This is a genomic window from Streptomyces sp. NPDC046977, assembly GCF_040644455.1.
In the GTDB taxonomy this organism is placed as follows: domain Bacteria; phylum Actinomycetota; class Actinomycetes; order Streptomycetales; family Streptomycetaceae; genus Actinacidiphila.
This window is the reverse complement of record NZ_JBEYWO010000022.1, coordinates 158,678-172,288: the sequence shown is the minus strand read 5'-3', so window position 1 is coordinate 172,288 and position 13,611 is coordinate 158,678. Positions and strand designations below refer to the sequence as shown.

Sequence of the window (13,611 nt, the reverse complement as noted above, 5' to 3'; positions counted from 1 at the left end):
CGTTGGGGTTTATTTTTTCTGGGGGCCTGTATTGCCACCTGTGGGGGGGGGGGGGTGGGGGGGGGGCGGGGGGGGGGGGGGCCCCGCCCCCCACGCTGCGCTTCGCTGTGCCGGGTTGTTTCCCCGCCCTCCCGCCCGTGTGCCCAGTGAAGTCACGCGCCCCGACGCGCGTTGTTGGGGGGCCGGGTTCGGGGCCTCCGGGGCTGCCATTCTGGACAGCACATTTAGGTGCCTCAGGCACTGTCCGCTGCGTGCCCCGGGTCATGCACCCAAATATGCTCCACAGTCCAGAACACCACCCCTCCGACCCCGCCCCTCCGTTTCACCATGCGCCTGATCCCCGGTGGGTGAGTGAAGGGGCGGTCCGGGGTTGCCGCAAGTGCTCTCTGACCCCCCACCGGCCGTAAGTCGCCGCAACGACCCCGGGAGGGGGTGCGCCGGGGTCCGCCCGCAGGGGACGAGCGGTAACCGCGTGGTCGATGCCGAACGATGTGGGCCCAAACCGCGAGCCCCGAGGACGGACTCCGGAGCGGCGCCGACCCCCACGGCAAACGTGCGGGGCCCGCACTTACCGCGCCGGGCACTCGGGAGGGAGGGCGGGGGGAAAACCAGGTCAGGCGAAGTTCGCCAGGATGCGTGCCTGCCCCTCGCGCCCCTCCACCAACGCCAAAAACCTCCCGTCCGGCCCGAACACCCCCGTCGGCTCCGCCCCCACCGTGGCGGGCGCGTCCAGCCGGACCCCGTTCCCCAGCAGGCGGGCCGCCCGCTCGTCGACGTCCCAGCGGGGGAACGCCGCCGCCGCGGCCTCCGCGATGGGGAGGACCGCGAAGGACTCGGCCAGTTCCTCCAGCGTGCGGGCGAGGCCCGCCCCGTAGGGGCCGACCCGGGTGCGCCGCAGCGCGGTGAGGTGGCCGCCGACGCCGAGTCCCGCGCCGAGGTCGCGCGCGAGGGCGCGGATGTACGTGCCGGAGGAGCACTCGACCGTGACGTCGACGTCCACGAGGTCGTCGCCCTCGCGGCGCACGTCCCGCACGACGAACGAGGACACCGTCACCGGCCGGGCGGCCAGTTCGAAGTCCTCGCCACCGCGTACGCGCGCGTACGAGCGGACGCCGTTCACCTTGATCGCGCTGACCTTGGACGGCACCTGCATGATGTCGCCGGTGAGCGCCGCGATGCCCGCGTCGACGGCCTCGCGGGTGACCGCGCCCGCGGGGACCGCGGCCGTGATCTCGCCCTCGGCGTCGTCCGTGACGGTGGTCTGGCCGAGCCGGATCGTGGCCTCGTACTCCTTGCGGGTGAGCGCGAGGTGCCCGAGCAGCCGGGTGGCCTTCTCCACGCCGATGACGAGGACGCCGGTGGCCATGGGGTCGAGCGTGCCGGCGTGGCCGACCCGCCGCGTCCCGGCGAGCCTGCGCAGCCGGGACACGACGTCGTGCGAGGTCATACCGCCCGGCTTGTCGACGATGACAAGCCCGTCCTTCACCGCGCCTCGCCCCCGGTCCCCTCGGCGCCCTCGGCGCCCTCGGCGCCTTCGTCATCCTCGTCGTCGCCGTCCTCGGCCGGCTTGCGGTAGGGATCGGCCTCGCCGGCGTACGCGGCGTCGGTGGCGCTCTTGCGCACCTCCTCGTCGGCCTCGCGGGCCTTGGCGAGCAGGTCCTCGATAGTGCGCGCGTTCTCCGGGATCGCGTCGGCGACGAACGTCAGGGACGGCGTGAAGCGCACGCCCGTCTGCCGTCCGACCTCCGAGCGGAGGACGCCCTTGGCGCTCTCCAGGGCCGCCGCCGAGGCTGCACGCTCCTCGTCGTCCCCGAAGACGGTGTAGAAGACGGTCGCCTCCCGCAGGTCACCGGTGACCCGGGTGTCGGTGATCGTGACGTACCCCAGCCGCGGGTCCTTGATCCGTCGCTGGAGGGTCTCGGCGACCACGACCCGGATGCGGTCCGCCAGCTTGCGCGCCCGCGCGGTGTCGGTCATGCCTGCTCTTCTCTCTACTCTTCACTCTTCGGTACGTGGGTGTCAGTCGTCTTCGTCCCCGTGGATCCGCTGCCGAGCCGACAGCAGGTCCACCTCGGGACGGGCGACCATCCATCGCTCGCAGCGTCCGAGTACGTCATTGATGTGCCCGAGGTCCCCGGACACGACCGCCACGCCGATTTCGGCCCTGCGGTAAAGATCATGGTGGTCGACCTCCGCCACACTGACCGCGAACTTGCGGTGCAGCTCGGCCACGATGGGCCGGACGACGGAGCGCTTCTCCTTGAGCGACCGGACGTCGCCGAGAAGCAGATCGAAGGACAGCGTCCCTACAAACATGGGCGTCAGGTCAAGCCGACCTGTGGGGCCTCGTGGCGAACAGTGCGAGCACTGCGAACAGTAAGCACCACACTAAAGGCAACGGCCGGGGCCGATCGACGGAATTTTTCTTCCACCGACCGGCCCCGGACACGGCACCAGCGATCAGACGCGCGGCTTCTCGCGCATCTCGTAGGTCGCGATGACGTCGTCGATCTTGATGTCGTTGTAGTTGCCGAGGTTGATACCGCCCTCGTAACCCTCACGAATCTCGGTGACGTCGTCCTTGAAGCGCCGCAGACCCTCGATGTTGAGGTTCTCGGCGACGACCTTGCCGTCGCGCAGGAGGCGCGCCTTGGTGTTGCGCTTGACCTCGCCGGAGCGGATGAGCACACCGGCGATGTTGCCGAGCTTGGAGGAGCGGAAGACCTCGCGGATCTCGGCGGTGCCGAGCTCCACCTCCTCGTACTCGGGCTTGAGCAGACCCTTGAGCGCCGCCTCGATCTCCTCGATGACCTGGTAGATCACCGAGTAGTAGCGGACGTCGACGCCCTCACGCTCGGCCAGCGACGTGGCGCGGCCCTCGGCCCGCACGTTGAAGCCGATGATGATCGCGTCGGAGCCCGCCGCCAGGGTGACGTCGGTCTCGGTGACCGCACCGACACCCCGGTGGAGGATGCGCAGGTCCACGTCCTCGCCGACGTCGAGCTGGAGCAGCGAGGACTCCAGGGCCTCGACCGAACCGGACGCGTCGCCCTTGATGATGAGGTTGAGCTGCTGGACCTCGCCGGCCTTGAGCACCTTGTCCAGGTCCTCCAGGCTGACCCGGCGGCGGGACTTGGCGAAGGCCGCGTTCCGCTCGCGGGCGGCACGCTTCTCGGCGATCTGACGGGCCGTACGGTCCTCGTCGACCACCAGGAAGTTGTCGCCGGCACCCGGCACGTTCGTCAGACCGAGCACCAGGACCGGGGTCGAGGGGCCCGCCTCTTCGAGCGTGTTGCCGGTGTCGTCGAGCATCGCGCGGACACGGCCGTACGCGTCGCCGACCACCATGGTGTCGCCGACCCGCAGGGTGCCGCGCTGGACCAGGACGGTCGCCACGGCGCCGCGGCCGCGGTCGAGGTGGGCCTCGATCGCGATGCCCTGTGCGTCCTGCTCGGGGTTGGCGCGCAGGTCGAGCGCGGCGTCCGCGGTGAGGACCACGGCCTCCAGCAGGCCGTCGATGTTGAGGCCCTGCTTGGCGGAGATGTCGACGAACATCGTGTCGCCGCCGTACTCCTCGGCCACCAGGCCGAACTCGGTCAGCTGACCGCGCACCTTCGTCGGGTCCGCGCCCTCGACGTCGATCTTGTTGACCGCGACCACGATCGGCACGTCGGCCGCCTTGGCGTGGTTCAGCGCCTCGATCGTCTGCGGCATGACGCCGTCGTTCGCCGCCACCACGAGGATCGCGATGTCGGTGGACTTGGCACCACGGGCACGCATGGCGGTGAACGCCTCGTGACCGGGGGTGTCGATGAAGGTGATGGCCCGGTGCTCGCCGTTGACCTCGGTGGCCACCTGGTAGGCACCGATGTGCTGGGTGATACCGCCGGCCTCGCCCGCGACCACGTTGGTCTTGCGGATCGCGTCGAGAAGGCGGGTCTTTCCGTGGTCGACGTGACCCATGACGGTCACGACCGGCGGACGCGCGACGAGCGCTTCCTCGCCGCCCTCGTTCTCGCCGAACTCGATGTCGAAGGACTCGAGCAGCTCGCGGTCCTCCTCCTCCGGGCTGACGACCTGGAGGGTGTAGTTCATCTCGTCGGCCAGCATCTGCAGCGTGTCGTCGGAGACGGACTGGGTCGCGGTGACCATCTCACCGAGGTTCAGCATCACCTGGACGAGCGACGCCGGGTTGGCGCCGATCTTCTCGGCGAAGTCCGTCAGCGACGCGCCACGGGACAGGCGAACGGTGTCGCCGTTGCCGCGAGGCAGCATCACACCGCCGACGGACGGGGCCTGCATGGCCTCGTACTCCTGGCGCTTCGCACGCTTCGACTTGCGGCCACGGGCCGGACGGCCACCAGGGCCGCGGCCGAAGGCACCCTGCGTGCCACCACGGCCACCGGGACCGCCGGGACGACCGCCGAAGCCGGGACGGCCACCGCCGCCGGCGAAGCCGCCGCCACCACCGGCACCGGGGGCACCGCCACCGGGGCGCGGGCCGCCGAAGCCGCCGCCACCACCGGGACGACCGGCACCGCCGCCGCCACCGGGACGGCCGGCGAAGCCGCCGCCACCGGGACGACCCGCACCGCCGCCACCGCCGGGACGCGGGCCCGGACGGGCACCGGCGCCGGCGCCGGGACGACCCGGACCGCCGCCCGTGGAAGCGGGACGCTGCGGCATCATGCCGGGGTTCGGACGGGGACCGCCGCCCTGCGGACGGGGCATGCCGCCCGGGGTCGGACGGGGACCGGAGGGAGCACCGCCGCCGGGGCGCGGCGCGCCACCGGGACGCGGACCGGCGGCACCCGGGGCGCCACCGGGGCGCGGGCCGGGCTGGCCGGGGGCCCCGCCACCGGGACGCGGCGCCTGCGGGCGCGGCATGCCGGTGGAACCGGAGGTGAAGGGGTTGTTGCCCGGACGGGGACCGGCCGGACGTGCGGCACCACCCGGACGCGGCGCCTGGCCGCCCGGACGCGGAGCGCCGGGGCCGCCCTGACCGCGGCCGCCGTCACGCTGGCCGCCGTCACGCTGGCCGTCGCGCTGACCGGGACGCGGCGCGCTGCCGCCGGGACGCGGACCGGGCTGACCGGAACGCGCGGCGGGGCGCTCGGGGCGCTCGGCCTGGGCCGGACGCTCGGGAGCCGGGGCCTGCGGCGCCGGCGGGGCGGAGAACTCCGCCTGCGGCACAGGGGTGACCGGCGCCGGGGCGGGCTTGGCCGGAGCCGGCTTGGGGGCCGGCGTCGGGCGCGGACCGGGAGTCGGCGCGGAGCCGGTCGCGGGCCGGGGGGTGGGGGCGGGTCCCGTCGCCGGCTTGGGGGCCGGGGCAGCGGGACGGGCCGGCGCGCCCGGAGTGGGTGCGGCCGGCTTTGCGGGCGCTGCCTTGCGGGGCGCCGCGGGCCTGGCGGCGGAGGGCTTGCCGGGGGCGGAACCGCCGCCCGGGCCCTGCAGTGCGTCAGTCAACTTGCGAACAACCGGCGCCTCGATCGTCGAGGACGCCGAACGGACGAATTCGCCAAGTTCTTGGAGCTTGGCCATGACGACCTTGCTCTCAACTCCGAACTCCTTGGCGAGTTCGTATACCCGGACCTTAGCCACTTCGCTCCTTCATGAGGTCCGGGGTGGTCGTCCGCCGGACCGTCGCTACTTCATGGGCGTACTCATCGCGTGCTCATCGAGTGCTCATCGCAATCTCGACCTACTTCCAACTCGCGGGGTACCTGGACCGCACGGTCGCCCGCGCGGTCTCCTTGCTCACTCACAGTGTCGCCTGCTCGACATGATCGCGGAGTTCCGCGGTGTCCAGCGGTCCCTGGGCCCGGAAGGCCCGCAGAAACGCCCGGCGGCGGACCGCCAGGTCGAAACAGACGGTGTCGGGGTGCACATAGGCACCCCGACCGGGCAGCGTACCGCGAAGATCGGGAACACAGGAGTCCCCGGCCATCACCACACGCAGCAGATCGTGCTTGGCCGCCCGCTCCCTGCAGCCGATGCATGTGCGCTCCGGGCGTGCTGGGCCGTGCGTCCGGCCAGACATCTTTAGTCTACCTCCCCGCGCCGACCTCACCCCTCTGGGTTATCCGGCGCACGGTCGATCCTCGATTGCCAACAGGTGCTACTGCTCGGCCGGCTCGGTGTCCGGGCGGATGTCGATCCGCCAGCCCGTGAGCCGCGCGGCCAGGCGTGCGTTCTGCCCTTCCTTGCCGATCGCCAGCGAGAGCTGGTAGTCCGGCACGGTCACCCGGGCTGAGCGCGCAGCCATGTCGACGATCTCCACCTTGCTCACCCGAGCGGGTGACAGGGCGTTCGCCACCATCTCACCCGGTTCGTCCGACCAGTCGACGATGTCGATCTTCTCGCCGTTCAGTTCGGCCATCACGGCACGCACCCGCGCGCCCATCGGGCCGATGCAGGCGCCCTTGGCGTTCAGGCCCGAACGGGTGGAGCGCACCGCGATCTTCGTACGGTGCCCGGCCTCGCGGGCGATGGCCGCGATCTCCACGGATCCGTCCGCGATCTCCGGGACCTCCAGCGCGAAGAGCTTCTTCACCAGGCTCGGGTGGGTGCGCGACAGCGTCACCGACGGGCCGCGCACGCCCTTGGCGACCCGGACGACGTACGAGCGCAGCCGCGTGCCGTGCTTGTAGTCCTCGCCGGGCACCTGCTCCTGCACCGGCAGGATGGCCTCCAGCTTGCCGATGTCGACCAGTACGTTCTTCGGGTCCTTGCCCTGCTGGACCACTCCGGTGACGATGTCGCCCTCGCGGCCCGCGTACTCGCCGAAGGTGATCTCCTCCTCGGCGTCCCGCAGCCGCTGGAGGATCACCTGCTTGGCGGTGGTCGCCGCGATCCGGCCGAAGCCGCTCGGCGTGTCGTCGAACTCCCGGGGCTCGGCGCCCTCCGGGGTCTCCGACGCGTCCTCCTTGGCCCACACGGTCACATGGCCGTTGGTACGGTCCAGCTCCACCCGCGCGTTGCGGCGGCTGCCCGGCTCGCGGTGGTACGCGATGAGGAGCGCCGACTCGATCGCCTCGACCAGCAGTTCGAAGGAGATCTCCTTCTCCCGGACCAGCCCCCGCAGGGCACTCATGTCGATGTCCACGGCTACGCCTCCTCAGTGCTCTCGTCGCCGTCGGTATCGGCATCGGCCGGGTCCTTGCGACTGAATTCGATCTCCACCCGCGCCTTGGCGATCTCGCCGAAGGCCACACGGGCGGGCTTGGGCTTGCGCCCCTTGACACCGGGGACCTCCAGGTCGAGACCGTCCTCGTCGACCGCCATGATCCGCGCGACCAGCTCGCCGCCGTCGGTCCGGTTCAGCTTGACCAGCCGGCCCTCGTTCCGCCGGAAGTGGCGCGGCTCGGTGAGCGGGCGGTCCACGCCCGGGGAGGAGACCTCCAGCAGGTACGCCGTGCCGCCCATGGCGTCGGCGTCGTCCAGTGCCTGCGAGATCTCCCGGCTGAGGTCGGCGAGGGTGTCCAGCGGGGCGCCCTCGTCGGAGTCCACGATCACCTGGAGCTGGCGCCGGTTGCCGGCGGCCGTCACCTTGATCTCTTCCAGCTCCAGCCCCGTCTTCGCGACGAGGGGCTCCAGCAGCCCGCGCAGCCTCTCGCTCTGGGTGGTGCTCATCCGGGTGACTCCTCGGCCGCGTGTGCTGTTGTGGTGGAAGGTCGTGTGTCGGCCCAAAGCCTATCGGTTCGGGTGCCGGAACGACGATTCGGCGCCGCGGAGGGCGCCGTCGCGGAGGGCGCCGCCCACGCCGGTACCCTCTCCGTTGGTGATCACGGGAAGGGGCACTGTGCCGCTCAGGAACATGCCGCGCCGGCGCGCGGTCCGCACCGCTCTCGTCCTGCCCGCCCTGCCGGCCGCGGCCGGACTGCTCGGCGGCTGCTCCGACCCCCCTGGCCGGCGCTCCGGTGCCCCGGGGCCCTCCACACCCTCGCCCGACCCCGGCGAGATCCTGCGGGAGCGGGCCGCCCACGACAGCGGCGCGCTGCTCGCCCGCTACGACGCCACGATCGCCGCCCACCCCCGGCTCGCGACGCGGCTGCGCCCGCTGCGGGCCGAAGTCGCCCGGCACGTCGCGGCGTTCGGGCCGGCGGCGCCCAGGCGTTCGCCGTCGCCATCACCGTCGGCCTCCGTGTCTGTTCCCTCCGCCGAGTCCGCGGCACTGGCCGCCCTCGCCACCGAGGAACGGACGCTCGCCGGCGAACGGGCGGCCGCGCTGCTCGACGCCCCGCCCGAACTCGCCCGTCTGCTCGCCTCGGTGGCCGCCTGCGGCGCCGGGCACGTCCTGCTGCTCAAGGAGAAATGACCCGCCCATGGCTCAGCAGCAGCCGCTCGCGGCCGTCCAGGCCGCCCTCGCCGCCGAGCACGCGGCCGTCTACGGCTACGGCGTGGTCGGCGCCCGCATCGGTACGGACCCCACCGGACGGGCCACCGCCGGCTACGACGCCCACCGCGCCCGCCGCGACTCCCTGCGCCGCACCGTCACCGACCTCGGCGGCGAGCCCGTCGCGGCCTCGGCCGCCTACACGCTGCCCTTCCCCGTGCCGGACCGCGCGGCGGCGATCCGCCTCGCCGCGGAACTGGAGGACCGGGTCGCCGGTGTCTACGCCGACCTCGTCCGCGCCGCCACCGCCGGCCTGCGCCGCGAGGCCGCCGACGCGCTCCGCGAGGCCGCGGTGCGGGCGGTGGGCTGGCGCGGCGGGAGCGTAGCCTTCCCCGGGCTGGCCGAGCGCGGCCGGTAGACCCGATCCGCAGGAGGGACAAGCCCCCGCATGACCCCGGCACCGCAGCACCTCGAACCGCCCGAGCGGCTGATCCGCACCATCAGCGCCTGGGAGGGCGACCCGGGCCGCGCCTGGCTCGCCACGCTCCCCCAACGCGCCGCGGACCACCTCGCGCGATGGGACCTGCGGCCCGAACGCGTGCTCTCCCCCGGCGGCCGGATCAGCATGGTCGTCCTGGTCCGCCAGGCCGACGGCACCCCCGCCACCCTCAAGCTCGGCCTCGTCACCGACGAGACCCGGCACGAGCACGCCGCGCTCGCCCGCTGGGACGGACGCGGCGCGGTACGGCTGCTGCGCGCCGACCCCGACGAGGGCGTCCTGCTCATGGAACGCCTCCACGGCGAGGTCTCGCTGCGCTCGCTGCCCGAGCCCAAGGCGATGCTGGAGGCGTGCGCCACACTCCAGCGGCTGTGGGTGCCGCTCCCGCCGGACGACGCCCACCCCTTCACGTCCGTGGCCGACCACACGGCGGGGCTCGCGGCGCGGCTGCGGGAACGGGCCGCCCAGCCCTACGTCGACGCGGAGGCACGGCCCCTGGTCGACGAGGCCCTCGCCCTGCGGGACGCCCTGACGGGCGGGCCCGGGCCCGCTGTGCTGCTGCACGGTGACTACCACCACGGCAACGTGCTCTCCGCCGACCGCGTCCCCTGGCTCGCCATCGACCCCAAGCCGCTCGTCGGCGACCCCGCCTTCGATCTCGCGTGGCTCGTCCGCGACCGCCTGGAGACGCTGCTGGCCACCGGTGGCGCGCAGGCCGCCGCGCGGAGGCGGGTCGCCAAACTCTCCGACGCGCTCGAGGTGGACCGGGAACGGGTGCGGGGGTGGGGGCTGTTCCGGGCGGTCGAGGCGGGCGTGTGGGCGTTCTCGGTCGGGGACCGGGCGGGGGGCGAGCTCCTGCTCGAGTTCGCAGGCCTGCTCTGACCTGTGCCGGGTCCCTTTCCCGCCCTCCCGCCGGTGTGCCCTGTGAAGTCAGGTCACCCCGACGCCAGTTGTCGGGGGGCCGGGTGCGGGCCCTCCGGGGCTGCCATTCTGGACAGCACATTTAGGTGCCTCAGGCACTGTCGGCTGCGTGCCCCGGGTCACGCACCCAAATATGCTCCACAGTCCAGAACACCACCCCTACAGCCCCGCCCCCTCCGTAGTCTCCGCGCCTGATCCCCGGTGAGTGGGTAGAGACGGCACCGTGCTCGGGCACCCGTAGGCGAAGCGCCAACGACATGCTCCGCCGTCACCGCCAACAGCACCCCCACCGGCCGTAAGCCGCCCCAACGACCCCGGGAGGGGGTGCGCCGGGGTCCGCCCGCTGGGGCACCTCCCAGCGGTAGCTGGGGGAGGGACGAGCGGCGACCGCGGTACACGAATTGCAGGGGTAGACCGCGAGCGCCGTGGGGGTCCCCCCGGCCGAAGGTTGGGGGAGGACTCCGGAGCGGCGCCGACCCCACACCGAACAGAGCGCAGGGCCCGCACTTACCGCGCCGGGCTGGGGGCACCCCCGGCCGAAGGTCGGGGGAGGGAGGGAGGGCGGGGAAAAAAACCCGGAACACCGCTACGCGGAGAGGCGGGCCACCGCATCCCCCACGGAGAGCTCCTCGCGCTCTCCCGTACGCCGGTCCTTGACCTCGACCACCCCGTCCCCCGCCCCCCGCCCGACCACCAAAATCGTCGGCACGCCGAGCAGCTCCGCGTCCGTGAACTTCACGCCCGGCGAGACGCCCGCGCGGTCGTCGACGATGACCCGGACCCCGGCGGCGTGCAGCTTGTCCGCGACCTCGAGCGCCAGCTCGGTCTGCAGTGCCTTGCCCGCGGCCACCACGTGGACGTCCGCGGGGGCGATCTCGCGCGGCCAGCACAGGCCCTGCGCGTCGGCGGTCTGCTCGGCGATGGCGGCGACGGCACGGGAGACGCCGATGCCGTAGGAGCCCATGGTGACGCGGACGGGCTTGCCGTTCTGGCCGAGGACGTCGAGCTCGAAGGCGTCGGCGTACTTGCGGCCGAGCTGGAAGATGTGGCCGATCTCGATGGCCCGGTCCAGCTTGAGGCCGGCGCCGCAGCGCGGGCAGGGGTCGCCGGGCTCGACGGTGACGACGTCGAGGTACTCGTCGACGTGGAAGTCGCGGCCCGCGACCACGTTGCGGGCGTGGGTGTCGGGCTTGTTGGCTCCGGTGACCCAGGCGGTGCCGGGGGCGACCCGGGGGTCGGCGAGGTAGCGGACGCCGGTCAGGCCCTGCGGGCCGACGTAGCCGCGGACCAGGTCGGGGCGGCCGGCGAAGTCCTCCGCGGTGACGAGCTCGACCTCGGCGGGGGCGAGGTGCTCCGCGAGCTTGCCGAGGTCGACCTCGCGGTCGCCGGGGACGCCGACGGCGACGATCTCGCCGTCGACCTTGACCAGCAGGTTCTTCAGCGTGGCGGAGGCGGGGACGCCGAGGTGCGCGGCCAGCGTCTCGATGGTCGGGGTGTCGGGGGTGTCCACCTCCTCCAGGGCCGGGTGGTCCACGCCCTCGACCGGGGGCACCTTGGTGGTGACGGCCTCGGTGTTGGCCGCGTAGTCGCACGCGGGGCAGTCCACGAAGGTGTCCTCGCCGGCCGCGGCGGGGGCGAGGAACTCCTCGGAGGCGGAGCCGCCCATGGCGCCGGAGACGGCGGAGACGATGCGGAAGTCGAAGCCGAGGCGGGAGAAGATCTTGATGTAGGCCTCGCGGTGGAGGCGGTAGGCCTCGGCCAGGCCCTCGTCGGTGGTGTCGAAGGAGTACGAGTCCTTCATCTGGAACTCGCGGCCGCGCAGCACGCCGGAGCGGGGGCGGGCCTCGTCGCGGTACTTGGTCTGGATCTGGTAGAGGATCACCGGCAGGTCCTTGTAGGACGCGGCCTGGTCCTTGACGACCTGGGTGAAGATCTCCTCGTGCGTGGGGCCGAGCACGTAGTCGGTGCCCTTGCGGTCGCGGAGCTGGAAGAGCAGGTCGCCGTACTCGCCGGCGCGGCCCGTCGCCTCGTAGTTGTCGCGCGGGAGCAGCGCGGGCAGCAGGACCTCCTGGCCGCCGATGGCGTCCATCTCCTCGCGGACGACGCGGGTGACGTTCTCCAGGACCCGTTTGCCGAGCGGCAGCCAGGTCCACACCCCCGCCGAGGAGCGGCGGACGTATCCGGCCCGGACCAGGAGCTTGTGGCTCGTGGTCTCGGCGTCGGCCGGGTCGTCGCGCAGCGTCTTGAGCATCAGCTTGGACATGCGCAGGACCATGGGGCTCTCCAGGGGGTTTCGTGCCGTTGCGGCGAGGATATCGACCCGCCGGGCGCCCCCGGAAACCGATTACCTCAGGAGCGGCAGCCAGGCGCCCATGACGGCGTACGGGCTCGTCGCGCTGGGGAAGTGCACGGGGCGGGCGAGATCGGTGTAGCCGAGCGCGCGGTACAGGCGCCGGGCGCGGCTCTCGGTGTCGATGGCCGACAGGATGCTGCGCGGCTGGGCGGCGGCGTCGGTGATCGTGGTGATGAGGGCGCGCCCGACGCCGCGGCACTGGAAGTCGGGGTGGACGTGCAGTTCGGTGATGGTGAAGGAGTCGTCGAGCCAGTCGTCTGTGCCGGTGCGGCGCAGGTAGGGCTCGACGACGGTGGACCACCAGTGCGTGCGGTGGTTGGGCATGCCGTAGACGAAGCCGGCCAGCCGTCCTTCGGGGGTGAGGGCGCCGAGGGCGCGGACCCCGGGGAAGCCGAGGTGGCGCAGCACGATCTGGCGGCGGATGGCGACTTCCTCCGCGCCCAGCCCGAAGGCGACCGCCTGGACGGCCAGTGCTTCGTCCACCCGTGCCGTCAGGTCGATCGGCTCGACCGCCACGTCATCCATGGGCGGGGACACTACTAGAACAGGACGCTCATGAAAGCGCCGACTTCGGTGAAGCCGACGCGCCGGTAGGCGGCGCGGGCGGGCGCGTTGAAGTCGTTGACGTAGAGGCTGGCCACGGGCGCGACGTCGCGCAGTGCGTAGTGGAGCACGGCCGCCATGCCGGTCTCGGAGAGCCGCCGGCCGCGGTGGTCGGGGTCGACCCAGACGCCCTGGATCTGGCAGGCGTGCCGGGTGACGGCGCCGATCTCGGCCTTGAAGACCACCTTGCCGTCCTCGATGCGGGCGAACGAGCGCCCGGTGGAGACGAGTTCGGCGACCCGCGCCTGGTAGATCAGCCCGCCGTCGCCGGCGAGCGGGGAGACGCCGACCTCCTCGGTGAACATGGCCACGCACGCGGGCATGATCACGTCCAGCTCGTCGCGCCGTACGCGGCGCACACAGGGGTCGGGTTCGACGTCGGCGGGCAGGGCCCGGGTGACCATCAGCGGCTGGTGGGCGCGGATCTCACGGGCCGGTCCCCAGCTCCGTTCGAGCAGCGACCACAGCGCGCGGGTGGACTCGGCGGGGCCGACGATGGACGAGCAGCGGCGGCCGGAGCGCAGCGCCCGGTCGGCGAAGGCGCGGACGGCCTCGGGTCCGGCGCAGATGGGCACGAGGTTGGCGCCCGCGTAGCACAGGGCTTCCAGCCGGCCGCCGAAGTACCAGCCCCACAACTCGCCGCCGAGCCGCCAGGGGTCGAGCCCGGCGACGGCGACCCGGGAGGCGACGAAGGCGTTGGCCACCGGGTCCCGGTCGAGCACCGCGAGTACGGCGTCGAGTTCTCCGGGTTCCAGAACCTTGGTCGTCGTGGTCGTCAGCACGTGGGCGCCTCACCGTACGGGCAGCGGTGGTCGGGGAAGTCCCAGAACCTTACCCCGCCGCGACGTGTTCCGCCCCTGCCGCCCGGATCCCGGACCGGGAGGGGTGACAGGGGCGGCA

The 13,611-nt window shown here is 72.9% G+C and carries 13 protein-coding genes; 3 read left to right on the top strand and 10 right to left on the bottom strand.

What is annotated here, in order from left to right:
- Nucleotides 1–613: 613 nt before the first annotated feature.
- The 7 genes from truB to rimP form a co-directional block, all read right to left on the bottom strand.
- Nucleotides 614–1,486, bottom strand: a complete 873-nt coding sequence (gene truB, locus ABZ883_RS29375) for a tRNA pseudouridine(55) synthase TruB (RefSeq protein WP_360911319.1) — start codon at nucleotides 1,484–1,486, stop codon at nucleotides 614–616.
- Nucleotides 1,483–1,977 carry a 30S ribosome-binding factor RbfA gene (rbfA, locus tag ABZ883_RS29370; RefSeq protein WP_360911317.1) on the bottom strand — a complete coding sequence of 165 codons (495 nt, stop codon included), beginning with the start codon at nucleotides 1,975–1,977 and terminating at the stop codon, nucleotides 1,483–1,485. The genes truB and rbfA overlap by 4 nt, the downstream gene beginning before the upstream one ends.
- Nucleotides 1,978–2,019: 42 nt before the next feature.
- Complete coding sequence (locus ABZ883_RS29365) at nucleotides 2,020–2,316, bottom strand: DUF503 domain-containing protein (protein ID WP_360911315.1); 297 nt, start codon at nucleotides 2,314–2,316, stop codon at nucleotides 2,020–2,022.
- Nucleotides 2,317–2,460: 144 nt separating this feature from the next.
- Nucleotides 2,461–5,601 (bottom strand): translation initiation factor IF-2, encoded by a 3,141-nt coding sequence (gene infB / locus ABZ883_RS29360; protein ID WP_360911313.1) that lies wholly within the window; start codon nucleotides 5,599–5,601, stop codon nucleotides 2,461–2,463.
- A 160-nt stretch (nucleotides 5,602–5,761) separates the two neighbouring features.
- Nucleotides 5,762–6,040: a YlxR family protein gene (locus ABZ883_RS29355; protein ID WP_360911311.1), complete on the bottom strand. Its 279-nt coding sequence runs from the start codon at nucleotides 6,038–6,040 to the stop codon at nucleotides 5,762–5,764.
- Nucleotides 6,041–6,118: 78 nt separating this feature from the next.
- Nucleotides 6,119–7,105: a transcription termination factor NusA gene (nusA, locus tag ABZ883_RS29350; RefSeq protein ID WP_360911309.1), complete on the bottom strand. Its 987-nt coding sequence runs from the start codon at nucleotides 7,103–7,105 to the stop codon at nucleotides 6,119–6,121.
- Nucleotides 7,106–7,107: 2 nt separating this feature from the next.
- Entirely contained in the window at nucleotides 7,108–7,632 is a 525-nt protein-coding gene (rimP, locus tag ABZ883_RS29345) for a ribosome maturation factor RimP (RefSeq protein WP_360911307.1), read from the bottom strand.
- Between the two features lie 148 nt (nucleotides 7,633–7,780).
- On the opposite strand from rimP, the gene ABZ883_RS29340 reads away from it, so the two are divergent.
- The 3 genes from ABZ883_RS29340 to ABZ883_RS29330 are packed head-to-tail and all read left to right on the top strand — an operon-like array spanning nucleotide 7,781 to nucleotide 9,716.
- Complete coding sequence (locus ABZ883_RS29340) at nucleotides 7,781–8,317, top strand: hypothetical protein (protein ID WP_360911305.1); 537 nt, start codon at nucleotides 7,781–7,783, stop codon at nucleotides 8,315–8,317.
- A 7-nt stretch (nucleotides 8,318–8,324) separates the two neighbouring features.
- Nucleotides 8,325–8,753 (top strand): ferritin-like domain-containing protein, encoded by a 429-nt coding sequence (locus tag ABZ883_RS29335; protein WP_360911303.1) that lies wholly within the window; start codon nucleotides 8,325–8,327, stop codon nucleotides 8,751–8,753.
- 30 nt (nucleotides 8,754–8,783) lie between these two features.
- Nucleotides 8,784–9,716, top strand: coding sequence for an aminoglycoside phosphotransferase family protein (locus ABZ883_RS29330; RefSeq protein WP_360911301.1), 933 nt, complete (start codon nucleotides 8,784–8,786; stop codon nucleotides 9,714–9,716).
- Nucleotides 9,717–10,341: 625 nt separating this feature from the next.
- Here ABZ883_RS29330 and ABZ883_RS29325 read toward each other — a convergent pair.
- The 3 genes from ABZ883_RS29325 to ABZ883_RS29315 form a co-directional block, all read right to left on the bottom strand.
- A complete protein-coding gene (locus ABZ883_RS29325) occupies nucleotides 10,342–12,018 on the bottom strand; it encodes a proline--tRNA ligase (RefSeq protein WP_360911299.1) in 1,677 nt (558 codons plus the stop codon).
- Nucleotides 12,019–12,099: 81 nt separating this feature from the next.
- Nucleotides 12,100–12,633: a GNAT family N-acetyltransferase gene (locus tag ABZ883_RS29320; protein ID WP_360911297.1), complete on the bottom strand. Its 534-nt coding sequence runs from the start codon at nucleotides 12,631–12,633 to the stop codon at nucleotides 12,100–12,102.
- Between the two features lie 14 nt (nucleotides 12,634–12,647).
- Nucleotides 12,648–13,493, bottom strand: coding sequence for a GNAT family N-acetyltransferase (locus ABZ883_RS29315; RefSeq protein WP_360911295.1), 846 nt, complete (start codon nucleotides 13,491–13,493; stop codon nucleotides 12,648–12,650).
- Nucleotides 13,494–13,611 lie beyond the last annotated feature (118 nt).